This is a genomic window from Pseudomonas lijiangensis (assembly GCF_018968705.1).
In the GTDB taxonomy this organism is placed as follows: Bacteria; Pseudomonadota; Gammaproteobacteria; order Pseudomonadales; family Pseudomonadaceae; genus Aquipseudomonas; species Aquipseudomonas lijiangensis.
Genome location: NZ_CP076668.1, coordinates 87,731 through 110,200, shown reverse-complemented (window position 1 = coordinate 110,200; position 22,470 = coordinate 87,731). Strand labels below are relative to the sequence as shown.

The window sequence follows — 22,470 nt, the reverse complement described above, 5'->3', positions numbered from 1 at the left end:
ATCAGGAGTTCTTCATGACCAAGACTGTCATCACCAGCGACAAGGCCCCTGCAGCCATCGGCCCTTACTCCCAGGCAATCAAGGCTGGCAATACCGTCTACATGTCCGGTCAGATCCCTCTGGACCCAAAAAGCATGGAACTGGTCGAAGGCATCGAAGCCCAGATCGTTCAGGTCTTCGAGAACCTCAAGTCTGTCGCTGAAGCAGCCGGTGGCTCCTTCAAGGACATCGTCAAGCTGAACATCTTCCTGACCGATCTGGGCAACTTCGCCAAGGTCAACGAGATCATGGGCAAATACTTCGAGCAGCCTTATCCGGCCCGCGCCGCCATTGGCGTTGCCGCACTGCCACGTGGCGCCCAGGTAGAAATGGACGCGATTCTCGTCATCGAATAAATCATCCCGGCGGAGCGCCAGCCGCTCCGCTCCCTGCAAAGGAAGGACTCCGCTATGCGCTCCGCGCTCGCCATCTCACTGCTGGCCGCCATCCTGACTGGCTGCGCCAGCCATGCCGACCGCAACCCCGACGGTACCTGGATCAACCAGAGCGCCATCGACGCTGCCGTAAAAGGCGGCAACCTGCGCGAAGCCCTACTTGCCAACGGTCCGAACCTGGAATGGCAGGTCAACACCCAGGCCAATCAGGCCATCTATTCCAACGGTTTCGAGCTGGGCGAAGGCAAGATTTCCAGCGCTGCCGACGGCAAGCTGAACGTCAATTTCTACGGCAGTTTCTCTGAGAACCTGAGCATCAAGGGCGACCACCTTGTTCAGGCCGCCAGCGAATCCGGCCCGGAACAGCATTTCGAGAAGCCGAAAAACCCGGCTCCGGAAGGCGCTCCATCAGGCAGCAGCTTTGAAAGAGCCCTTTATGGCGCCTACATGGGTGGCAAATGGACCATCGTCAGTGGCGATGGCCAGGGCAGCGTCGTGCAGTTCATGCCGGATGGCAGCGTGCAGGGCCTTCCTGAAAACGATCGTTACGCCCTGTGTCTGGCGGGCGATTGTGCAGCCATGAGCGGCGAATACGACAGCATGTGGCTGGAAAAGAACGAGCAGGGCAGCCCGTGGATATTTGCCCGCAAAGGCAAGCAACTGGAAATCTTCCAGGCCGTCAACGCGGCTGGCGCAGGCGAGATGCCTCAACTGCGTCCAGGCGAGCGTCGCTGGCTGCTTGAGCAGCAGTGATGCACCCGTGAAGACAGGCCCGACCATCAAGATGAGCGGGCCTGCTTCGCACTACCCCAGCAACGCCGCATACCCCGCACGATAATCCGCATACTCCGGTGCCCAGCCCAGCGCCCGCGCTCTGGCATTGCTGCATCGCTTGCTGCCCACCCGTTGCACGCTCACATCCTCAGACCATTCGGTCACGCCCAGGTATTCGCGGATCCAGGCCACCACATCGGCCAGCGCAGCCGGATCGTCATCGACGCCCAGGTAGCAATCCTCAAGCGCCACTCCCTTGGCATCGGCCTCCAACAGAAAAGCCAGCAGCCCCGCCGCATCGTCGGCATGAATACGGTTGGCATAGACCGGCGGATCGACACGCACGCTATGGCCCTGACGCACGCGATTGGAGAGGTCGTTGCGGCCTGGACCGTAAATCCCCGTCAGGCGCACCACAGTCGCGGGCCAACCGCTGCCAAGGGCAACCTGCTCGGCTTCCAGCATCACCGTGCCGGTATAGCCTGACGGCTCGGTTACCGAGGTTTCATCGACCCACTCGCCCTGTTGCTGCCCGTAGACACCGCTGCTGGAGACAAAGAACACCCGCTTGGGTTGCTGGCCGTGCTGCTTCATCCAGCTCAAGACATGGGACAGACCTTCGACGTAGGCACGTCGATAACCGTATTCGTCCCTTTGCGTGGGCGTGGCGCAATACACCAGATAGTCGATGGACTCTGTCGGCCAGTCCTGTGGCTCCAGCCAGTCGAACAGATCGCCTTTCACCGGAATCACGCCTTCGGGCAACTGGGACGTATCACGTCGCAAGCCATGGATCCGCCACTCAAGAGGCAGCAATCGGGTGGCAAGACGACAACCTATATCGCCACAACCAGCGATCAGAAGAGAAGGAGCTGACACCTGATACCTCCACGTAACGACGGATAAATCCGAAAAATAATCAGGAATAAGAGCGCCTGATGCTATTTATTGAAAAAAAGATACAGTATTACTTCTGCTAACAAGAACGATTTGCAATAATACCCGTCCATTTGTCCCCGCACTCTCGTCGAGCCTCCAGAACGACGTCCCGGGACAATCACTATTTCCATTTCAGGTCAGGCCAGCATGACACGTATTCAATCACCCGCTTCGCCAACCAAGCTACCTCGCCTGCCACGTGCATGGCGTGGTGTGGCTGCCCTTGTGTTGAGCCTGATGCTCGCACCTGTCGCTCTCGCTGACCAGACAGCCCCGGCCACCCCGGCACCACAAGCGGCTGCCGCAGCTCCAGCCACCGCACCTGCTGCCCAGCCTGAAGCCGTTGCGCCTGCCGACACTCTGGAACCTGTCGCTGAAGAAGGCGGCCTGGGCATGGCTCACGACCTGTCGCCATGGGGCATGTACCAGAACGCCGATATCGTCGTAAAAGCAGTGATGATCGGTCTGGTCATCGCCTCGATCATCACCTGGACCATCTGGATCGCCAAGGGCTTCGAGCTGCTGGGCGCAAAGCGTCGTCTGCGGGTTGAAATCGCCGGCCTGAAAAAGGCCCGCTCCCTGAGCGACGCCAGCCAGAGCGCCAACAAGGAGGGCACGCTGGCTCACTTGCTGGTCCATGACGCCCTGGAAGAAATGCGTCTTTCGGCCAACAGCCGCGAGCGCGAAGGTATCAAGGAGCGTGTCAGCTTCCGTCTGGAGCGTCTGGTCGCTGCCTGTGGCCGCAACATGAGCAACGGCACCGGCATGCTCGCCACCATCGGTTCGACCGCACCCTTCGTCGGTCTGTTCGGTACCGTGTGGGGCATCATGAACAGCTTCATCGGCATCGCCAAGACCCAGACCACCAACCTGGCCGTGGTTGCACCCGGCATCGCCGAAGCCCTGCTGGCAACTGCACTGGGCCTGGTTGCCGCCATTCCTGCGGTCGTGATCTACAACGTCTTCGCCCGCTCCATCGCTGGCTACAAGGCTCAGGTTTCCGACGCATCCGCTCAGGTTCTGCTGCTGGTCAGCCGCGACCTGGACCACCTGCCTGAAACCGACCGCAACCAACAGCAACCGCACATGGTAAAGGTGGGCTAAGACGTGGGCCTGCATCTTAACGAAGGCGGCGACGATCTCGCCGAGAACCATGAAATCAACGTGACGCCGTTCATCGACGTCATGCTGGTGCTGCTGATCATCTTCATGGTAGCGGCACCTCTGGCGACCGTGGACATCAAGGTCGATCTGCCAGCGTCCACCGCCACACCGCAACCCAGGCCCGAAAAGCCGATCTTCCTCAGCGTCAAGACTGACAAGAGCCTGTACCTGGGCGAAGAGAAAGTCACTCGCGAGCAGATTGGCCAGGTACTGGATGCACGGACCAAGGGCAAGAAAGACACCACCATCTTCTTCCAGGCCGACAAGGGCGTGGATTACGGCGATCTGATGGACGTCATGAACACCCTGCGCGGTGCCGGCTACCTGAAAGTCGGTTTGGTTGGCCTTGAGACGGTTGGTAAAAAATGATCAGTACGCGCCAAACACTGACGCGCTATAGCGGTAGTCTGTTGTTGGTGCTGGCTGTGCATGCCATCGCGGTGATCGTCGCACTCCGCTGGCCAGCATCCCAGGCCATCGAGCTGCCGCCGGCCGCCATGATGGTCGAACTGGCACCTTTGCCCGAACTCGCACCGCCACCACCGCCCCAAGTCGTTCAGCCGCCGCAACCGCCAGCACCGGAAGAAGAAGTCCCGTTGCCGGATCTGGTCGAGGCGCCAAAGCCGGAAATCGCGGTTCCCAAAAAAGTGGAAAAGCCCAAGCCAAAACCGCAGCCGCCAAAGCCGCAGAAAAAGCCTGAGCCTCCACAGGAGAAACCGGCTGCCGAAAAACCGGTGGACACCCCGCCGACAACGGCTCCGCCCGAGAAATCGGCTGCACCACAGGCACCGCCCAGCCCGCCGTCTCCACCCAGCACGGCATTGCCAAGCTGGCAGAGCGACCTGCTACGGCACCTGAGCAAGTACAAGAAGTATCCCGAAGATGCCCGCCGTCGCGGCATGCAAGGGGTAGCCCGTCTGCGCTTCGTGGTCGATGCGGAAGGCAATGTCCTGTCCTATTCGATTGCCAGCACTTCAGGCAGTCCGGCACTGGACCGAGCCACCATGGAGATGATCCGTCGTGCTCAACCCTTGCCGAAACCGCCAGCGGAAACCCTGAACAACGGCACGATCGAGATCCTGGCACCTTTCGTTTATTCCCTGGATAAACGCTGAATAACGCTTTTGTTACTCATGAGTGCTTCTGATAACGTGCGTCTATCGATTGCACCCGCTATGCTGGGGCCGCAACTTCATGGACGCACGTTATGACCCTTACAGAATTGCGCTATATCGTTACGCTTGCTCAAGAGCAGCATTTCGGCCACGCCGCCGAACGCTGCCACGTCAGCCAGCCCACACTCTCGGTGGGCGTTAAAAAGCTCGAAGATGAACTGGGTGTGCTGATTTTCGAGCGCAGCAAGAGTGCTGTACGTCTGACGCCTGTCGGTGAAGGCATCGTTGCCCAGGCCCAAAAGGTGCTGGAGCAGGCACAAGGCATCCGCGAGCTGGCCCAGGCGGGCAAGAACCAGCTGACGGCACCGCTGAAAGTCGGCGCCATCTACACCGTCGGCCCGTATCTGTTTCCCCATCTGATCCCGCAACTGCACCGGGTCGCCCCGCAGATGCCGTTGTATATCGAAGAGAACTTCACTCACGTCCTGCGCGACAAGCTGCGCAACGGTGAGCTGGATGCGGTCATCATCGCCTTGCCATTCAACGAAGCCGATGTGTTGACCCTGCCACTCTACGACGAGCCCTTCTCGGTTCTGATGCCCGCCGACCATCCATGGACCCAGAAAACGTCCATCGATGCCTCGGCGCTCAACGACAAGAGCCTGTTGCTGTTGGGCGAGGGTCACTGCTTCCGCGATCAGGTCCTGGAAGCCTGCCCGACGCTGACCAAGGGCGGCGAAGGCGCCCGGCATACGACCGTTGAATCCAGCTCGCTGGAAACCATTCGCCATATGGTCGCCTCGGGGCTGGGTATCTCGATCCTGCCGCTGTCGGCAGTGGACAGTCACCATTACGCTCCCGGCGTCATCGAAGTTCGCCCGCTGACGGCCCCCGTACCTTTCCGTACGGTCGCCATCGCATGGCGCGCCAGTTTCCCAAGGCCCAAGGCAATCGAGATTCTTGCTGACTCCGTACGCCTGTGTTCAGTGGCTCGTCCAAAAACAGAAGCAAGCTAGGCAGAGAAAATGAGCGAGCTTTCCAAAGTCTCGGTCACGGCGCTCAAGGGCGTCGGCGAGGCCATGGCTGAAAAGCTGGCAAAGGTGGGCCTGGAAAACCTGCAGGATGTGCTGTTTCACCTGCCGCTGCGTTATCAGGACCGGACCCGCATTGTCCCTATCGGCGCGCTGCGTCCTGGCCAGGATGCGGTGATCGAAGGTGTGGTCAGCGGCGCCGATGTGGTCATGGGCAAGCGCCGCAGCCTGCTGGTGCGACTGGGTGACGGCACAGGCGTTGTCAGCCTGCGCTTCTATCACTTCAGCAACGCCCAGAAGGAAAGCATGAAGCGCGGGACTCACCTGCGCTGCTTTGGCGAAGCCAGACCCGGCGCTTCGGGCCTGGAAATCTACCACCCCGAATACCGCGCGCTGACCGGCGACGAACCCGCGCCTGTCGAGCAGACCCTCACACCGATCTATCCGACCACCGAAGGCCTGACCCAGCAACGCCTGCGTCAGCTCTGCCAGCAAAGTCTGGCGATGCTCGGCCCCAAAAGCCTGCCGGACTGGCTGCCCGAAGAACTGGCTCGTGACTACCAGCTGGCTCCGCTGGACGATGCGATTCGCTATCTTCACCACCCGCCTGCCGATGCCGACATCGAAGAACTCGCCTTGGGCCACCACTGGGCGCAACACCGTCTGGCATTTGAAGAATTGCTGACCCATCAGCTTTCCCAGCAACGGCTGCGGGAAAGCCTGCGTGCGCAGCATGCACCGGCCTTGCCCCTGGCGAAGAAACTGCCCAAACAGTTCCTGGCCAATCTGGGCTTTCCACCCACCGGCGCGCAGCAGCGGGTCGGCAAGGAAGTGGCCTACGACCTCAGTCAGCCAGAGCCCATGCTGCGCCTGATTCAGGGCGATGTGGGCGCGGGCAAGACCGTCGTCGCCGCACTGGCAGCACTCCAGGCACTGGAAGCCGGTTATCAGGTTGCCTTGATGGCGCCGACCGAGATCCTCGCCGAACAGCACTACATCAACTTCCAGCGCTGGCTTGAACCGCTGGGCGTGGGCGTAGCCTGGCTGGCAGGCAAGCTCAAGGGCAAGGCACGGGCCACCTCACTGGAACAGATCGCCAGCGGCACGCCCATGGTGGTGGGGACTCATGCACTGTTCCAGGATGAAGTGCAGTTCAAGAATCTGGCGCTGGTCATCATCGACGAACAGCACCGCTTCGGCGTCCAGCAACGTCTGGCCCTGCGCAAGAAAGGCGTGGGCGGCATGATGTGTCCGCATCAGTTGATCATGACCGCGACCCCCATTCCGCGAACCCTGGCCATGAGTGCCTATGCCGACCTGGATACCTCGATCCTCGATGAGCTGCCGCCAGGGCGCACACCGGTCAACACGGTCCTTGTGGCCGACAGCCGTCGCATCGAAGTCATCGAGCGGGTGCGAGCCGCCTGTGCAGAAGGCCGCCAGGCCTATTGGGTCTGCACCCTGATCGAAGAATCCGAAGAACTGACCTGCAAGGCCGCCGAAACTTCGTTCGAGGAGTTGAGCAGTGCACTGGGCGAGTTGCGGGTCGGGCTGATTCACGGGCGCATGAAGCCTGCGGAAAAAGCGGCCATCATGGCCGAGTTCAAACAGGGCGCCCTGCAATTGCTGGTGGCGACGACGGTCATCGAAGTCGGCGTCGATGTGCCCAACGCCAGCCTGATGATCATCGAAAACCCCGAGCGTCTCGGGCTTGCCCAGCTACACCAGTTGCGTGGACGAGTAGGGCGCGGCAGCGCCGTCAGCCATTGCGTGCTGCTCTACCACCCGCCACTTTCACAAATCGGCCGGCAACGCCTGGGCATCATGCGGGAAACCAATGACGGGTTCGTCATCGCCGAAAAGGATCTGGAACTGAGGGGACCGGGTGAAATGCTGGGAACCCGACAAACGGGCCTCCTGCAATTCAAGGTGGCTGACCTGATGCGTGATGCCGATTTGCTACCTGCCGTGCGAGATGCGGCCCACGCGCTTCTGGAGCGCTGGCCACAGCATGTCAGCCCCTTGCTCGAACGCTGGTTGAGGCACGGTCAACAATACGGTCAGGTGTGACGCAGGCAACGCTTTGGGAAGCGCATGCGGCCCAAAACAAATAAGCTGGTTATACTGCCGACACTGTAGGAAAACGGACAAAGACCATGACAGAAGTTGCCCACGTCGATGACTCTCACCAAGCCCCGTCGGTAATCCGGCAACTGCTTGAAAAACTGGCCATCTCCTATAACGAAGTCGTGGATGACGCGAGCCTGTCGGCATCGCGAAAAGTCCAGGCCGTGCTGGTCGAAGACGCTGTTGGCGCACTGCTGATCCTGTACCCGCAGAGCCAGTTGCTGGACCTCAACCGGATCACCGAGTTGACCGGTCGCCAGTTGGCAGCCGTGCCCCATGATCGCCTCCTGCGCATGCTCGCCAAGCACAACCTGCATGCCCTGCCGGGCTTGCCAGCCCTGACCAGTTCTCCCTGCCTGTATGACGATCGCCTCCTGCAGGAACCTGCGTTACTGATTGGCTCCGGCGAACCGGGCGTTCTGCTGGAAATCAACAGCGAAGACTTCAGGGGCATGCTGAGCAAGGCCAGTGCAGCGCATTTTGGCGAACTGTTGAGCGGCATCCATCCCAACCTCGATCGTCCCGATGACGACCGCGAGGAAATCACCCAGGCCATGCATGCCTTCACGGCACGACGCATCCAGCAACGTCTGGAAGCGACGCTGGAAATTCCACCGCTGGCTGGGACTGCGCAGAAGATCATCAAGCTGCGTGTCGACCCTGACGCAACCATCGATGACATTACCGGCGTGGTTGAAACCGACCCGGCGCTGGCCGCTCAGGTCGTGAGTTGGGCCGCTTCGCCTTACTACGCCTCGACAGGCAAGATTCGCTCGGTCGAAGACGCCATCGTCCGCGTGCTGGGTTTCGATCTGGTCATCAATCTGGCGCTGGGCCTGGCACTGGGCAAGACCCTTAGTCTGCCCAAGGATCATCCACAGCAGACAACGCCTTACTGGCAACAGTCGATCTACACCGCTGCGGTCATCGAAGGCCTGACCCGCGCCATTCCACGCGCCAAACGCCCGGAAGGCGGCCTGACCTATCTGGCCGGCCTGCTGCACAACTTCGGCTACCTGCTGCTGGCACACGTGTTCCCGCCGCATTTCTCGCTGATCTGCCGTCAACTGGAGGTCAACCCGCATCTGCATCACAGCTATGTCGAGCATCACTTGCTGGGCATCAGCCGCGAGCAGATCGGTGCCTGGCTGATGCGCTACTGGGACATGCCGGACGAACTGTCCACGGCGCTGCGCTTCCAGCATGACCCGCACTACGCGGGCAAGCATTGCGAATATGCCAACCTGATCTTCCTGGCGGTCCGCTTGCTGCGTGCCAACGGCGTCGGTTCGGGCCCTCAGCAGGAAATCCCGGACGAGTTGTTCGAACGCCTGGGCCTGACCCGTGAAAAGGCCAACGAATCTGTCAGAAAGGTTCTGGAAGCCGAAGCCATGTTGCGTGAGCTGGCGTCTCAGTTCTCCCAGTAACCGGCTTTTTCGCGAATGAATTCGCTCCCACATGCTGTATGTGAGAACGAATTTATTCGCGAATCCCGTTCACCATTGAAAGGTAAGTGAAAGCTTCTGCAATTAGGATCAGCTCACCACCGGCAAAAGACCGGCTAGCCAGGAAACGTGCTCAACACAGTTTTCGGCCCAATTAACAAAAATAAATGGTGATTACGATGCTTGTTCCTACCCCGATTCATACCCTCCTTGCGCCTCCCCTCCACGTATTGCCTCTGCTGAGCTGATTCGTTCGTTTCAACGTTCTGTAGCCGTATTACGTCTGGAGTATTCCTATGTTGACTTTCCTTGGCTTCGCCATGGTTATTGCGTTCATGTACCTGATCATGAGCAAGCGCATGACCGCGCTCATTGCCCTGATTATCGTACCGATCATTTTTGCCCTGTTCGGCGGCTTCGGTCCGCAGATCGGCCCCATGATGCTGGCTGGCATCACCAAGCTGGCGCCAACCGGCGTCATGCTGATGTTCGCGATTCTCTACTTCGCCCTGATGATCGACTCGGGCCTGTTCGACCCGGCCGTGCGCAAGATCCTGAAAATGGTGAAAGGCGACCCGATGCGCATTTCGGTCGGCACTGCCGTACTGGCGCTGGTGGTTTCCCTGGACGGTGACGGCGCGACCACTTACATGATCTGCGTTGCCGCCATGCTGCCGCTCTACAGCCGTGTCGGCATGAGCCCGCGCATCATGGCAGGCCTGATCATTCTGGCTGGCGGTGTGATGAACATGACGCCATGGGGCGGCCCGACTGCTCGCGCAGCCAGCGCCCTGCATGTCGATGCCTCGGATATTTTCGTACCGATGATTCCAGCCATGTTCGCCGGTGTAATCGCGATCCTGGTCATTGCCTACTTCTACGGCAAACGTGAGCGCGCCCGTCTGGGTGAACTGCACCTGCAAGGCGATGAAATCGATCACAGCGAAATCAGTGTTTCGCAGTTCCCGGATGCCCGTCGTCCGAAGATGATCTGGTTCAACGGTGCCCTGACTCTGGCGCTGATGGTTGCCCTGATGATGAGCCTGCTGCCTCTGCCAGTCCTGTTCATGATCGCGTTCAGTATCGCGATGATCATCAACTACCCGAAACTCCAGGACCAGAAAGACCGTGTTGCCGCACACGCCGGTAGCGTTCTGTCGGTGGTCGGCCTGATCTTCGCCGCCGGTATCTTCACCGGCATCCTGACCGGCACCGGCATGGTCGACGCCATGTCCAAAAGCCTGCTGGCTGTGATCCCGGAAGCGATGGGCCCTTATCTGGCCGTCATCACTGCTCTGGCGAGCATGCCGTTCACCTTCTTCATGTCCAACGATGCGTTCTACTTCGGCGTATTGCCGGTACTCGCAGAAGCGGCTGCCCATTACGGCATCACGCCGGTGGAAATGGCTCGCGCCTCGATCGTCGGCCAGCCGGTTCACCTGCTCAGCCCGCTGGTGCCATCGACCTATCTGCTGGTAGCACTGGCCGGTATCGACTTCGGTGATCACCAGCGTTTCACCCTGAAATGGGCGATCCTGGTCTGTATCAGCATCCTGATCGCGGCACTGCTGCTGGGTGTCTTCCCGCTGGTCAGCAGCGTTTAATTACCCGCTTCACCTCGCCGCCAGCCTGACCGCTGGCGGCGCCCCCACCGTCAAGACTCCTGCCGCTGTTCCATTAGCGACGTCAATCCGCTGATTTATGACAGTTTTATTTCAATGGACCAGTGCCTGTGCGATGCTGGCGCCAAGGCCAAAGGCCGACTACAAGCTTTAGTAGAGCGTCATAGAAAATTTCCGCTCGCTACACGCTGCATCTTCAATCCTTTGCCCTGAATGGGGCTTGTCTCAGGGGGCTCTCAGTATGCTGACCCTGCTCGATTTGCTATCCGCCGTGGCCCTGTTGATCTGGGGCACGCATATCGTGCGTACCGGAATTCTTCGGGTGTATGGTGCCCAGTTGCGCCGTGTCCTCAGCGAGAACATGTCCAAACGACCTCTGGCGTTTATCGCAGGCATCCTGGTAACGGCCATGGTCCAGAGCAGCAACGCCACCGCCATGCTGGTGACGTCGTTCGTGGGCCAGGGCCTGATGACCCTGACACCGGCGCTTGCAATCATGCTGGGTGCCGATGTGGGCACGGCACTGATGTCCCGGGTGCTGACACTGGACCTGTCCTGGCTTTCACCGCTGCTGATTTTCCTGGGCGTGATTTTCTTTCTGTCGCGCAAGCAGACACGCGCTGGCCAGTTGGGCCGGGTCGCCATAGGCCTGGGCCTGATCGTGTTGGCATTGGAGCTGATCGTCAGCGCAACGGCGCCCATCACCCAGGCCTCCGGGGTAAAAGTGCTGTTCGCTTCACTGACCGGCGACCTGATGCTAGATGCACTGGTGGGCGCTCTGTTCGCGCTGATTTCCTATTCCAGTCTGGCAGCGGTGTTGCTGACGGCCACGCTTGCAGGTGCCGATGTCATCGGCTTGCCGGTCGCAATCGGTCTGGTGATCGGTGCCAATATCGGCAGTGGGCTGCTGGCCTTTCTCAGCACCAGCATGCAGAACGTCGCCGGTCGGCAAGTGGCGCTGGGCAGCCTGCTCTACAAGCTGCTGGGTCTGTTGCTGATCATTCCGGTGCTCGACCCGCTGGTTCACTGGCTTTCTTCCCTGGGTTTCAGGGCTCAGGAACTGGTCATCGGCTTTCACCTGATCTACAACACCGCGCGCTGCCTGCTGATGCTGCCCACCGTTGGCCCGATGGCACGCCTGTGCGCCATCTTGCTGCCTTATCAGGCCGAAACCAACGGCCCGGCCAAGGCACGGCATCTGGACCTCGCAGCCTTGTCGACACCCACTCTGGCGCTGGCCAATGCCGTGCGCGAAACCCTGCGCATGGGCGACCTGATCGAAAGCATGCTGGGCTCGATGCTTGCGGTACTGCGGGGCACGCAAACGGCTGTCACTCAGGAAGTTCGTCGCCTGAACGACGACGTGGAAGCGCTCTACAGCGCGATCAAGCTGTATCTGGCGCAGATGCCCCGTGAAGAGCTGGGCGAGCACGACAACCGGCGCTGGGCGGAAATCATCGAACTGACCATCAACCTTGAGCTGGCCAGCGACCTGATCGAACGCATGCTGCGCAAGATCCAGCAGCAGAAGACCTCCCAGCGTCGCTCGTTCTCGGAAGTCGGCCTGGAAGAACTGGCCGACCTGCATGTCCAGCTACAGTCCAACCTGCGTCTTGGTTTGTCGGTCTTTCTCAGTTCGGACGAAGAAAGCGCCCGCCAGTTGCTCAGGGAAAAACGCCGTTTCAGGGCGCTGGAGCGTCGTCTGGCCCATGCCCATGTCAGCCGCCTGCAACGCAAGGTCGTACAGAGCATCGAAACCAGCTCACTGCACCTTGAACTCATCGCCGACATGAAACGCCTCAACTCGCTATTCTGCAGCAGCGCCTACGCGGTGCTGGGAGCAGCCGATACCGGAGCCTTGTCGAGCGAGAGCATTCAAGAACAATCGGTGTGAACGTACCCGGCAACGCGAAGTCTGTTAAACATACCGGCCCGCAAGGAAAGCTGCTTTATGCGTTGCCTGCTGTTCGCTTGTCTGCTTCTGAGTTCTCTCCCTTCGCTGGCCCTTGATCGTCTTCAGGTCGAGGGCTATCTGTTGCCCAACGGCCTGCAAGTACTGCTCAAACCGGGCTATGAAAAAGGTCATGTGGCGATTCGGCTGGTGGTCGGCATCGGCTTCGATGACTTCGCCTGCAAGGACAAGGAACTGCCGCACTTGCTGGAACACTTGCTGTTCAGCGGCATAGACGACAGCGGCGAAGGCGGCCTCGAGGAGCGCATGCAGGCTCTGGGCGGCGAATGGAATGCGTTCACCAGCAACACCGATACAACGTTCGTGATCGAGGCGCCAGCCAGCAACCAGCGCAAGGTGCTGGACCTCCTGCTGGAGGTGCTGACCAACACCGAACTGCTGCAAAGCCGTTTCGACGAGGTCAAACGCATCGTCGAGCGCGAGGACGGCGGCCACTTTTCTCATCTGCAGCGCCTGCTCGATCGTCGCGAGTCCGGCACCGGCGCAAGCAACCAGCTGGCGGTGGAACTGGGACTCAAATGTGCCGAGCGCCCCCAGGTGGACGACATCACCCTGGAGCAGGTCGAGGATGTCTTCGCGAGCTGGTACGCCCCCAACAATATGACGCTGATCGTGGTGGGCGATCTCGACCGGTTGCTGCCCGCCTATCTGGAGCGTACGTACGGGCAACTCAACCCCACCGATCCCATCGAGCACCCGCCACTTGCAGAAAGCAATGGCACGGCCGAGGCTTCGGGCACTCTGATACGCAACTGGCTGGGCGAGGGCGCACGCCTGCACCTGACCTTCACCGAGCCGCAGCTGGAGAAGCAGCACGACGAGACATGGGAACTGGTCGAGGCTTATCTGGACTGGGCGCTCTACACGGAATTGCGCCTCAAGCACGGCCTGTCCTATGGGCCTTCGGCCGATCGCGAAGTGTTCGGGGATGTGGGCTTCATGAGCCTCAATGCCGACCTTGAACGCGATGACATCAATGAGGCCGAGCAAAGCATCCGCAACCTGATCAAGCGCCTGAACAAGGAAGGCATGCAACCGGCCACCTTCGCCCGCCTGCAACAGGCTGCCATCGCCAGGCAGGCGTGGGCAGTGCAGGGCAACAGTGCGCTGGCCGATTATTACTGGGGCGCGCTCAATGACTATGAAAACGGGCGCTTTGTCGACCCGGTCAAACGCATCAAGGCCGTGAGCCTGGACACCGCCAATCACGCCATGCGCCAGTTGCTGGCCAAACCCGGTTACTGGCGGGTCGAGAAATCATTGCTGAGCTACGACGATTTGTATGGGCTGGCCGCGCTGGTTGTCGGCCTGATCGGGCTGCTGGTGTTCTGGCGAGTGCGCAAGCGTCTTCGCAAGTGATCGAGGCAGCACGGTATTTACACAGAAACTGGCATTGATATGCTGCCGGGGTTTTAAAGCCGATGAAAGTGAATTGCCAAGATGCCTGACTGGAACTCCTACGTAACCCGCACCCTGGGATTGATACGACGCTATCCGGGGGTGATTGCGGCAGGTGGTTTCATCTCCGGGATCGGCAGTTTCATTCTGGTGGACCGTCAGGCGGGGCTGGCGACCTGGATCGCGGTTGTCATGCTGATCAGCTGGCTGTGGCTGATGATCGAAAACAGCGTGGTGAGGCTGTTCAGCAAGAAGTTCGGCCGGGAAATACCTCAGGGCCTGCTGCGTTACGGTACGCAGTTGATCCACCAGGAAAGCCTGTTTTTCGTGCTGCCGTTCTTCTTCGTCACCACGACCTGGAACAGCGGGCAACTGGTGTTCACGGCCTTGCTGGGCGCCGCAGGCCTGATCTCGATCATCGACCCGCTGTACTACAAATGGCTGGCGCCACGCCGCTGGCTGTTCATGGCCCTGCATACCCTGACGCTGTTCGCGGCACTGCTCACGGCCCTGCCCATCATTCTCAACCTGACCACGTCAGAAAGTTACAAACTGGCACTGGGCATCGCCATGCTGCTGTCCTTCCCCAGCCTGGCCTCCAGCTTTCCGATCAATACCTGGCGACGCGGCGTGGCGGTCATTGCCGTGACGCTGGCGGTGGGCAGCGCAGGCTGGCTGCTGCGCTCCTGGGTACCGCCCGCCACCTTGTGGCTGACCGAAGTCGCCATCAGCACCGACTTCGACAACAAGAACCGCACACCGGGCGAGAGCATCAAGCAGATAAGCGCCACGCAGCTACGCCGTGACGGCTTGTACGCCTACACCGCCATCAATGCCCCGCGTGGTCTTGAAGAACGCATCTACCATGTCTGGCGACGTGACGGCCAGGAAGTGGAGCGCATCGCGCTGGATATCCACGGCGGGCGCAAGGAAGGCTATCGTGCCTGGACCCACAAGCAGAACTTCCCGAAGGACGTGGTGGGGCGCTGGCAGATCAGGGTCCTCACCGAAGACGGGCAAATGATCGGTGTGCTGCGCTTTGAAGTCACCGATACCGATCAACCGGCAGTTACACGGCCAACCGGCAGGCTGATCAAGCTCAAACCGGGCGGCGATGATGAAAAGCCTGAGCCGCAACCGGCTCCAGAGCAGAAGAGCGAACCGGAGCAGCAACAGGAGAAACCTGCACCGGAGCCAGCACCCGAAGCGCCGGCTGCGCAATGACGAATCAGGTCGCGGTCGCGCCGAAGAACCAGTAGCAGACCAGAATGGCAGCGACGACACCCGAGAACTCGGCCAGCAGGGCGCAGCCCACCGCATGCCGAACCCTCTGGATGCCCACCGCGCCGAAATACACCGCCAGTACATAGAAGGTGGTTTCGGTACTGCCCTGAATCGTGGCAGCGGCCAGTGCAGCAAAGCTGTCCACGCCCTGGGTCTGCATGGTTTCGATCAATAGCGCACGTGCCGCACTGCCGGAGAAAGGCTTGACCATGGCAGTCGGCAGGGCATCGACGAAACGTGTGTCCCAGCCCAGCCACTCCACCAGATGGCGGATGCCTTCAAGACCGAAGTCCAGTGCACCGGAAGCCCGCAGCACACCCACCGCACAGAGCATCGCCACCAGATACGGCAGCAGGTTCCTGGCAACGTCGAACCCTTCCTTGGCGCCTTCGACAAAGGCCTCATAGACCTGCACCTTGCGCAGCGCACCAATGATCATGAACAGCATGATCAGGCCGAACAGCGTCAGGTTGCCGAGGATGGAAGACAGGCCGGCCAGTGCCGCCGCCGACAGCGTGCCCAGAAAAGCCATGAAGCCACCGAGCAGCAGCGCGCCCGGAATCAGATAGGCCAGCACCACCGGGTCCCACAGACGCAGGCGCTGCATGAACGCCACCGACAGCAGGCCGACGATGGTCGATACGCTGGTGGCCAGCAGAATCGGCAGGAACACCAGCGTCGGGTCCGGCGCGCCTTGCTGTGCGCGATACATGAAAATCGTCACCGGCAGCAGCGTCAGGGACGAGGCATTGAGCACCAGGAACAGGATTTGCGCATTACTGGCGACTGTCTGGCTGGGGTTCAGCTCCTGCAGCGAGCGCATCGCCTTGAGCCCGATGGGCGTGGCGGCGTTATCCAGGCCCAGTGCGTTGGCGGCAAAGTTGAGGGTAATCAGGCCCAGCGCAGGATGGCCTGGTGGCACTTCCGGCATCAGGCGCAGGAACAGCGGCCCCAGCACTTTGGCCAGCCAGTCGACAATCCCGGCCTTTTCGGCAATGCGCAGAAAGCCCAGCCAGAGCGTGAGCGTGCCGAACAGCAGCACCATCACTTCGACCGACAGCTTGGCCATCGCAAAGATGCTTTCGACCATCGCGGCAAAAATACCGGCGTTGCCCCCAATCAGCCATTGCCCCATGGCAGATACGCACGCAACGACAAAAAAACCAAGCCACAAGCCATTGAGCATCGGATATGTCCCTCACAAGATGCGGCGATGATAACAATCGGGAGCAGCAGATACGACAAACCCCGGAAAGTCCGGGGTTTGTCGGTGCAACCGATCAGCGATCAGTCAGCGAGCGGAGTGGCAGCAGGAACCGGGTCCTTGCTGCGCCAGTGCGGCAGGGAATTCCAGTAGCGCTGGCCCTTGGCTTCGTCGTACATGCCTTCCCAACGAGCGATAACCAATACCGCCAGGGCATTGCCGATCACGTTCAGTGCAGTACGCGCCATGTCCATGATGCGGTCGACACCGGCGATGAACGCCAGACCTTCCAGCGGGATACCCGCGCTGCCCAGAGTAGCCAGCAGTACCACGAAGGACACGCCCGGAACGCCCGCGATGCCCTTGGAGGTGACCATCAGGGTCAGCACCAGCATCATCTGCGCACCGATCGAAAGATCGATGCCGTACAGCTGGGCAATGAAGATGGCCGCGATGCTCTGGTAAAGGGTCGAACCGTCGAGGTTGAACGAGTAGCCGGTCGGCACCACGAAACTGCAAATGGCTTTCGGCGCGCCGTAGGCTTCCATCTTCTGGATCACACGCGGCAGGACCGTTTCGGAACTGGCGGTGGAGTAGGCCAGGATCAGCTCGTCCTTGAAGATGCGGACCAGCTTCATGATCGAGAAGCCGAACATGCGGGCGATCAGACCAAGAACCACGAAAGCGAAGAAGGCGATGGCCACGTAAACCAGGATCACCAGCTTGGCCAGCGGCAGCAGGGAAGCGAAACCGAAGTTGGCGACGGTCACCGAGATCAGAGCGAATACGCCGATCGGGGCGTAGTTCATGATCATGTGGGTGACTTTGAACATGGTTTCCGAGACGCCCTGGAACATCTTCACCAGCGGATCACGGACTTCTGCCTGCAGGCTGGAAAGGCCCAGGCCGAACAGAACCGAGAAGAAGATGATCGGCAGCATTTCGCCGCGAGCCATGGCCGCGAAGATGTTGGAAGGGATCAGGTTGAGGATCGTCGCGATGAAGGCGTGATCGTGCTGCACCTCAGCCGTGGTCTGCTGATACTTCGAGATATCGACCGTGCCCAGGGTGCTCATGTCGATGCCCGCGCCTGGCTGGAACACGTTGGCCAGAACCAGACCGACCAGAATCGCGATGGTGGTGACGACTTCGAAGTAAATGATGGTCTTGAGACCGATGCGACCCAGCTTCTTCGCGTCGCCCACACCGGCAATGCCGACGATCAGAGAGGCAATCACGATCGGGATCACGATCATTTTGATAAGACGAATGAAGATATCGCCTGCTGGTTGCAGGATATTACTGATCCACCAGGCCTTCTCGGCACTGAAGTGGTTGAGCAACGCACCGAGGGCAATCCCCAGTACCAGTCCAATCAGAATCTGCCAGGCCAGACTCAGCTTTGCCTTCTTCATTCATTTACCCTTGTTTTTAGTGGCTGGACATATCCAGAACCGACATGCTGAAACTGCTTTTTCCAGAGGCAGTGTCGAAACCGGAAACACCCAGAAAAGGTCCCTGCAAACGAGCATTCATGCTCTATAGCAGGCGAAAAAAGGCGCAACTATTCCCATGGCACTCAGGTACGTCTAATGCCATAAACGACTACCTCATGCCGAATCGGCATACGTAAATGAGAATTCGTATCTAATAACGACACAAAAAAGTTGTCCCTATTGCCTCCCAAAGTGGCTAGAACGTCGCCTCCAGCCTGGCAAGGGGAAAAGTCGCAAGGGCATGCTCCAGTGGAGTGTCGAGCGCAATTGCGTCGAAATTATTGGATCGACGGTCGTCTGGGTGTGTGAAAACAGGCCGTTCGGCCGTGGGAAAAACCGGCCCGGGACTGGCCAGAGGGGAGAGTCATCGGCCATACATTCAGCAACATATTTGACCGATAAATTGAGTACGCAGGCACTTGCGCACTCAATTGAATAGCTCGATAGCCACGCTCTGAAACGGGCGTTACAGCTTGGCTTTTACTGCCGCCAATCCATCCTTGTCATCAATGGTCTTCACGCCATCGAGCCACTTGTCCAGAACAGCCGGGTTGGCCTTGATCCAGGCTTTGGCAGCTTCGGCGTTGCTGACTTTCTTGTTCGCCACCTCGGCCATGATGCTGTTTTCCATTTCCAGGGTGAAACTCAGGTTGGTCAGCAGTTTGCCCACATTCGGGCAGGCTTCGGCGTAACCGTTACGGGTCAGGGTGTAGACCGAACCGGTTTCACCGAAGTATTTCTCGCCGCCCTTGAGGTAGTGCATGCCTTTGATCTGCACGTTCATGGGATGCGGTGTCCAGCCCAGGAAGACGACGAAGGCTTTCCTCTTCACGTTGCGATTCACTTCGGCCAGCATGGCCTGTTCGCTGGACTCCACCAGTTTCCAGCCGCCCAACTCGAATTCGTTTTTCTTGATGATGTCCTGCAGCGACAGGTTGGCTGGCGCGCCGGAGCCGATGCCGTAGATTTTCTTGCTGAACTTGTCGGCGAATTTGTTCAGGTCGGCGAAGTCATGCACGCCTGCTTCCCACACATAATCGGGCACGGCCAGGGTGAATTCGGTGCCTTCCAGGTTTTTGGCCAGTTGGGTCACGTCGCCGGTGGCCACGAACTTGTCGTAGAAACCTTGTTGCGCCGGCATCCAGTTACCCAGAAACACATCCAGCTGACCGTCCTTGAGGCCACCAAAGGCAATCGGCACCGCCAGGGTATCGACCTTGGCCTTGTAACCCAGGCCATCGAGCAGCAACCCGGTAATGGCGTTGGTGGCAGCAATGTCGCTCCAGCCAGGGTCGGCCATTCTTACCGTGCTGCAACTCTGGTCAGCGGCATGCGCCGCCAGGCTGCCGAACGTCATGACACCGACCGCCAGTGCTGTGGATAACTTATTCATGGATGTGACCCTTTTGGTTTTCTCGGTGATGGCAGGGTTCAAGGTTGTGGATAACGTGCCTTGCGCTCCAGATCGTCCAGATCAATATGGTTGCGCATGTACTGCTGACTGGCGTCGACCAGTGGCTGGTGATCCCAACTCTTCAGCTTGCCGATGGCCAGTGTGCGGGCGACGAAACGCCGACGACGCTGGCTGGCGAGCACCTGGTGGTGTATCGCCGGTATGTCCCATTTGGCGCGAGCTTCGGCCAGAAAATCAGTGAACAGCTGTTGATGGACTGGCGACTGGCTCAGTTCTTCCTGTTCCTTTGGATCGTTATCTACATCGAACAATAGGCACGGGTCCTGTTCCGAGTAGATGAATTTGTAGGCGCCCCGACGAATCATCATCAAGGGGCTGGTGGTGCCTTCGGCCATGTATTCGCCGAATACCTCGTCGTGGCCACCTTCGCCTTGCAGGTGCGGCAACAGAGAACGTCCGTCCAGTGGCAGGCCGCTGTCCAGTTGGCCTTCAGCCAGATCGACGAAGGTCGGCAGCAGGTCGGCGGTGGACACCGAAGCGCTGACGCGGCCCGCCTTGAAGTGACCCGGCGCGTAAACCAGCAGCGGCACCCGCGCCGACATCTCGAACCAGTGCATTTTGTACCAGAGGCCGCGCTCGCCCAGCATGTCGCCATGGTCGCCGGAGAACACAATGATGGTGTCCTCGGCCAGGCCCGTTTCTTCGAGGGTCTGCAGCAGTTTGCCGACGTTATCGTCTATATAGCTACAGGCGCCGAAGTAGGCGCGACGGGCATCGCGGATCTTGTCCACAGGCAGCGGCTTGTCCCACAGGTCATAAACCTTGAGCAAACGTTGGGAATGCGGGTCCAGCGCCTCCTGATCGGCATGGGCCACCGGCAGCGGAATGTCTTCGTCGCGGTACAGATCCCAGTAACGCTTGGGGATGGTGTACGGGTCGTGAGGATGGGTCATGGAAACCGTCAGGCAAAACGGCGCGTCACCGTCCTGGCGAACATGATCGAACAGGTACTGGCGGGCCTTGAAGACCACTTCTTCGTCGAAATCCAGCTGGTTGGTGCGCACGCACGGCCCGGCCTGAAGCACCGACGACATGTTGTGATACCAGCTTGGGCGAACATCAGGCTCGTCCCAGTTCACTGCCCAGCCATAGTCGGCCGGGTAGATGTCGCTGGTCAGCCGCTCCTCGTAGCCGTGCAACTGGTCCGGGCCGCAGAAATGCATCTTGCCCGACAGCGCGGTCTTGTAACCCAGGCTACGCAAGTAGTGGGCATACGTCGGGATGTCCGCCGGAAAATCCGCGGCATTGTCATAGGCACCGATCCGACTCGGGAGCTGGCCGCTGACCAGAGTAAAACGCGAGGGCGCGCACAACGGGCTGTTGCAGTAGGCCGAGTCGAACACCACGCCTTCGGCAGCCAGGCGACTCAGGTGGGGCATTTTTATGGGAGACGGTGCGTAGAACGGCAACATTGGCGCGGCCATTTGATCGGCCATGATGAACAGAATATTTTTGCGCTTCATGTAATCGCGACATCCCATAGTTGGCGGTTATACGAAAAATGCTGTATTCGAGGATGAAGATATGCAGATTTGTGGTAAAGCCCACACAAAACAATGCCTAGGATAAGCACAGCTTATGTTTGAAGCCCTCGGTGACCTCTCTCTGGATCTGCTGCGAGCCTTTGAAGCAGCAGCCCGCCTGCGCAGTTTCACGGCGGCAGCCATGGAGCTGGGAACGACCCAGCCTGCGATCAGCCAGCAGATAAAGCGTCTGGAAGAACAATTGGCGATCCGTCTGTTCGACCGGGTCTATCGTGGGATCGAACTGACCGAAGCCGGGGAAGTTCTCTTCAGCCATGTGCAGAGCGGGTTGCAGTCCATTGAAAGCGGGCTGGTCGCGATTACCGAACGACAGCAGAACGAAGTGCTTCAGGTGGCGACCGACTTTGCATTCGCCTCCTATTGGCTGATGCCGCGCCTTCATCGCTTCCACAAGCACCACCCGGATGTGGACGTCAGTCTGGTGACCAGCGAACGCAGCCACAGCATGCTCAGCGCGGATATCGATGTGGCGGTGCTGTTCGGGGACGGGCGTTTCAAGCAGGGTGAAAGCCGCTGGTTATTCAGCGAAGAAGTGTTTCCGGTGTGCAGCCCGCAACTGCTTGCCGGCCGGGCAACTCCTTTGCCCAATGAAGTCCTGCGTGAGTTTGCACTGCTGCATTTGCGCAGCGAGGGCAGCAACAACTGGTTCGACTGGGCAGGTGTATTTCGGGCACTCAATATTCCCCAGGCCCCGGCGCCCGGCCAATTGCGCTTCGACAATTACACGCTGCTGATCCAGGCCGCCATTGCCGGGCAGGGCGTTGCCATTGGCTGGCGGCATCTGGTGGACGATCTGCTGGATCAGGGCCTGTTGTGCCGCCCCATCGCGGCCACGGCGATTTCCGCCTGTGGCTATTACGTGGTCCTGCCCCAGCGCAAGCGGCGGCTGCAGGTCGTGCAGCAGTTTGTCGACTGGCTGGCCAGTGAACAGGCACTTAGTGGAGACTCATTAACTGGCAAACCGCTACCATCGATTGCGGTTTGATCCTTATCTGTGGATAACTGGGAGCAATCTTGAATCAGGGAGGACTTGGCAATGCAGGATGTTCAGGGCTATCACGCCCACATTTATTTCGATGCCCGGACCATCGGGCTGGCGCGGGCCTTGTGCGAAGCCGCCACGGCGAAGTTTGATGTGCAGATGGGAAGGGTTCACGAGCGACTGGTAGGGCCGCATCCGGACTGGAGCTGCCAACTGGCGTTCGGGCACTCGCAGTTTGCCGATGTGATGTTGTGGCTGGCACTCAATCGAAACGATCTGGTGGTCTTTGTCCACCCGCTCACGGGCGATGAGTTGAAGGATCACACCGAACACGCCATCTGGATGGGAGAAATCCGGCCCCTTGATGTCTCCATATTCAAGGCCTGAACCGCATGCTCATGGAAACACGGTGCTGTGTATAACCTGCTCCGCTATAAGCAGTGAAGATGTTCCAGGTCATGGAAG

Annotated in this window: 19 protein-coding genes; 14 read left to right on the top strand and 5 right to left on the bottom strand. The window is 59.6% G+C overall.

Going from position 1 to position 22,470, the window contains the following annotated elements:
- Window positions 1–14 precede the first annotated feature (14 nt).
- Complete coding sequence (locus KQP88_RS00520; protein ID WP_025257877.1) at window positions 15–395, top strand: RidA family protein; 381 nt, start codon at window positions 15–17, stop codon at window positions 393–395.
- 54 nt (window positions 396–449) lie between these two features.
- The gene (locus KQP88_RS00515; protein WP_200993687.1) at window positions 450–1,187 is read left to right on the top strand and encodes a hypothetical protein; all 738 of its coding nucleotides are present in this window, start codon (window positions 450–452) and stop codon (window positions 1,185–1,187) included.
- A 51-nt stretch (window positions 1,188–1,238) separates the two neighbouring features.
- Here the strand turns inward: KQP88_RS00515 and KQP88_RS00510 are convergent, their stop codons facing one another.
- Window positions 1,239–2,087: an SDR family oxidoreductase gene (locus KQP88_RS00510; RefSeq protein ID WP_216704555.1), complete on the bottom strand. Its 849-nt coding sequence runs from the start codon at window positions 2,085–2,087 to the stop codon at window positions 1,239–1,241.
- Between the two features lie 207 nt (window positions 2,088–2,294).
- Between KQP88_RS00510 and exbB the strand changes: the two genes are divergently transcribed.
- From exbB to KQP88_RS00460, 10 genes are all read left to right on the top strand, one after another.
- On the top strand, window positions 2,295–3,251 hold the full coding sequence (gene exbB, locus KQP88_RS00505; RefSeq protein WP_216704554.1) for a tonB-system energizer ExbB: 957 nt from the start codon (window positions 2,295–2,297) through the stop codon (window positions 3,249–3,251).
- A 3-nt stretch (window positions 3,252–3,254) separates the two neighbouring features.
- Window positions 3,255–3,680 carry a TonB system transport protein ExbD gene (exbD, locus tag KQP88_RS00500; RefSeq protein WP_200993690.1) on the top strand — a complete coding sequence of 142 codons (426 nt, stop codon included), beginning with the start codon at window positions 3,255–3,257 and terminating at the stop codon, window positions 3,678–3,680.
- On the top strand, window positions 3,677–4,426 hold the full coding sequence (locus KQP88_RS00495; RefSeq protein WP_025257873.1) for an energy transducer TonB: 750 nt from the start codon (window positions 3,677–3,679) through the stop codon (window positions 4,424–4,426). The genes exbD and KQP88_RS00495 overlap by 4 nt, the downstream gene beginning before the upstream one ends.
- Window positions 4,427–4,518: 92 nt before the next feature.
- Window positions 4,519–5,442 carry a hydrogen peroxide-inducible genes activator gene (locus KQP88_RS00490; RefSeq protein ID WP_198723468.1) on the top strand — a complete coding sequence of 308 codons (924 nt, stop codon included), beginning with the start codon at window positions 4,519–4,521 and terminating at the stop codon, window positions 5,440–5,442.
- A gap of 9 nt (window positions 5,443–5,451) precedes the next feature.
- Entirely contained in the window at window positions 5,452–7,527 is a 2,076-nt protein-coding gene (gene recG / locus KQP88_RS00485; RefSeq protein ID WP_216704553.1) for an ATP-dependent DNA helicase RecG, read from the top strand.
- Window positions 7,528–7,613: 86 nt separating this feature from the next.
- Window positions 7,614–9,011 (top strand): aminoacyl-tRNA deacylase and HDOD domain-containing protein, encoded by a 1,398-nt coding sequence (locus KQP88_RS00480; RefSeq protein ID WP_216704552.1) that lies wholly within the window; start codon window positions 7,614–7,616, stop codon window positions 9,009–9,011.
- A gap of 314 nt (window positions 9,012–9,325) precedes the next feature.
- Window positions 9,326–10,633, top strand: coding sequence for a CitMHS family transporter (locus tag KQP88_RS00475; protein ID WP_200993693.1), 1,308 nt, complete (start codon window positions 9,326–9,328; stop codon window positions 10,631–10,633).
- A 259-nt stretch (window positions 10,634–10,892) separates the two neighbouring features.
- The gene (locus KQP88_RS00470; RefSeq protein ID WP_200993694.1) at window positions 10,893–12,545 is read left to right on the top strand and encodes a Na/Pi cotransporter family protein; all 1,653 of its coding nucleotides are present in this window, start codon (window positions 10,893–10,895) and stop codon (window positions 12,543–12,545) included.
- A gap of 57 nt (window positions 12,546–12,602) precedes the next feature.
- Window positions 12,603–13,982 (top strand): M16 family metallopeptidase, encoded by a 1,380-nt coding sequence (locus KQP88_RS00465; RefSeq protein ID WP_200993695.1) that lies wholly within the window; start codon window positions 12,603–12,605, stop codon window positions 13,980–13,982.
- 81 nt (window positions 13,983–14,063) lie between these two features.
- The gene (locus tag KQP88_RS00460; protein WP_216704551.1) at window positions 14,064–15,245 is read left to right on the top strand and encodes a DUF5924 family protein; all 1,182 of its coding nucleotides are present in this window, start codon (window positions 14,064–14,066) and stop codon (window positions 15,243–15,245) included.
- Between the two features lie 4 nt (window positions 15,246–15,249).
- Here the strand turns inward: KQP88_RS00460 and KQP88_RS00455 are convergent, their stop codons facing one another.
- The 4 genes from KQP88_RS00455 to betC form a co-directional block, all read right to left on the bottom strand.
- Window positions 15,250–16,491, bottom strand: coding sequence for a nucleoside recognition domain-containing protein (locus KQP88_RS00455; RefSeq protein ID WP_198723484.1), 1,242 nt, complete (start codon window positions 16,489–16,491; stop codon window positions 15,250–15,252).
- A 101-nt stretch (window positions 16,492–16,592) separates the two neighbouring features.
- Window positions 16,593–17,924 (bottom strand): glutamate/aspartate:proton symporter GltP, encoded by a 1,332-nt coding sequence (gene gltP, locus KQP88_RS00450; protein ID WP_216704550.1) that lies wholly within the window; start codon window positions 17,922–17,924, stop codon window positions 16,593–16,595.
- A gap of 547 nt (window positions 17,925–18,471) precedes the next feature.
- Window positions 18,472–19,398, bottom strand: coding sequence for a choline ABC transporter substrate-binding protein (locus KQP88_RS00445; RefSeq protein WP_200994358.1), 927 nt, complete (start codon window positions 19,396–19,398; stop codon window positions 18,472–18,474).
- A gap of 38 nt (window positions 19,399–19,436) precedes the next feature.
- A complete protein-coding gene (gene betC, locus KQP88_RS00440) occupies window positions 19,437–20,942 on the bottom strand; it encodes a choline-sulfatase (protein ID WP_216704549.1) in 1,506 nt (501 codons plus the stop codon).
- Between the two features lie 115 nt (window positions 20,943–21,057).
- Between betC and KQP88_RS00435 the strand changes: the two genes are divergently transcribed.
- Both KQP88_RS00435 and KQP88_RS00430 read left to right on the top strand, forming a co-directional pair.
- The gene (locus tag KQP88_RS00435; RefSeq protein WP_216704548.1) at window positions 21,058–22,008 is read left to right on the top strand and encodes a choline sulfate utilization transcriptional regulator; all 951 of its coding nucleotides are present in this window, start codon (window positions 21,058–21,060) and stop codon (window positions 22,006–22,008) included.
- Window positions 22,009–22,059: 51 nt separating this feature from the next.
- A complete protein-coding gene (locus KQP88_RS00430) occupies window positions 22,060–22,392 on the top strand; it encodes a DOPA 4,5-dioxygenase family protein (protein WP_216704547.1) in 333 nt (110 codons plus the stop codon).
- Window positions 22,393–22,470 lie beyond the last annotated feature (78 nt).

What these genes read in the sequence shown, in the direction of transcription:
- KQP88_RS00520 (WP_025257877.1), top strand. Translation starts at nt 15, where the DNA reads ATGACCAAGACTGTCATCACCAGCGACAAGGCCCCTGCAGCCATCGGC.
- KQP88_RS00515 (WP_200993687.1), top strand. Translation starts at nt 450, where the DNA reads ATGCGCTCCGCGCTCGCCATCTCACTGCTGGCCGCCATCCTGACTGGC.
- exbB (WP_216704554.1), top strand. Translation starts at nt 2,295, where the DNA reads ATGACACGTATTCAATCACCCGCTTCGCCAACCAAGCTACCTCGCCTG.
- KQP88_RS00495 (WP_025257873.1), top strand. Translation starts at nt 3,677, where the DNA reads ATGATCAGTACGCGCCAAACACTGACGCGCTATAGCGGTAGTCTGTTG.
- KQP88_RS00490 (WP_198723468.1), top strand. Translation starts at nt 4,519, where the DNA reads ATGACCCTTACAGAATTGCGCTATATCGTTACGCTTGCTCAAGAGCAG.
- recG (WP_216704553.1), top strand. Translation starts at nt 5,452, where the DNA reads ATGAGCGAGCTTTCCAAAGTCTCGGTCACGGCGCTCAAGGGCGTCGGC.
- KQP88_RS00480 (WP_216704552.1), top strand. Translation starts at nt 7,614, where the DNA reads ATGACAGAAGTTGCCCACGTCGATGACTCTCACCAAGCCCCGTCGGTA.
- KQP88_RS00475 (WP_200993693.1), top strand. Translation starts at nt 9,326, where the DNA reads ATGTTGACTTTCCTTGGCTTCGCCATGGTTATTGCGTTCATGTACCTG.
- KQP88_RS00470 (WP_200993694.1), top strand. Translation starts at nt 10,893, where the DNA reads ATGCTGACCCTGCTCGATTTGCTATCCGCCGTGGCCCTGTTGATCTGG.
- KQP88_RS00465 (WP_200993695.1), top strand. Translation starts at nt 12,603, where the DNA reads ATGCGTTGCCTGCTGTTCGCTTGTCTGCTTCTGAGTTCTCTCCCTTCG.
- KQP88_RS00460 (WP_216704551.1), top strand. Translation starts at nt 14,064, where the DNA reads ATGCCTGACTGGAACTCCTACGTAACCCGCACCCTGGGATTGATACGA.
- KQP88_RS00455 (WP_198723484.1), bottom strand. Translation starts at nt 16,491, where the DNA reads ATGCTCAATGGCTTGTGGCTTGGTTTTTTTGTCGTTGCGTGCGTATCT.
- gltP (WP_216704550.1), bottom strand. Translation starts at nt 17,924, where the DNA reads ATGAAGAAGGCAAAGCTGAGTCTGGCCTGGCAGATTCTGATTGGACTG.
- KQP88_RS00445 (WP_200994358.1), bottom strand. Translation starts at nt 19,398, where the DNA reads ATGAATAAGTTATCCACAGCACTGGCGGTCGGTGTCATGACGTTCGGC.
- betC (WP_216704549.1), bottom strand. Translation starts at nt 20,942, where the DNA reads ATGAAGCGCAAAAATATTCTGTTCATCATGGCCGATCAAATGGCCGCG.
- KQP88_RS00435 (WP_216704548.1), top strand. Translation starts at nt 21,058, where the DNA reads ATGTTTGAAGCCCTCGGTGACCTCTCTCTGGATCTGCTGCGAGCCTTT.
- KQP88_RS00430 (WP_216704547.1), top strand. Translation starts at nt 22,060, where the DNA reads ATGCAGGATGTTCAGGGCTATCACGCCCACATTTATTTCGATGCCCGG.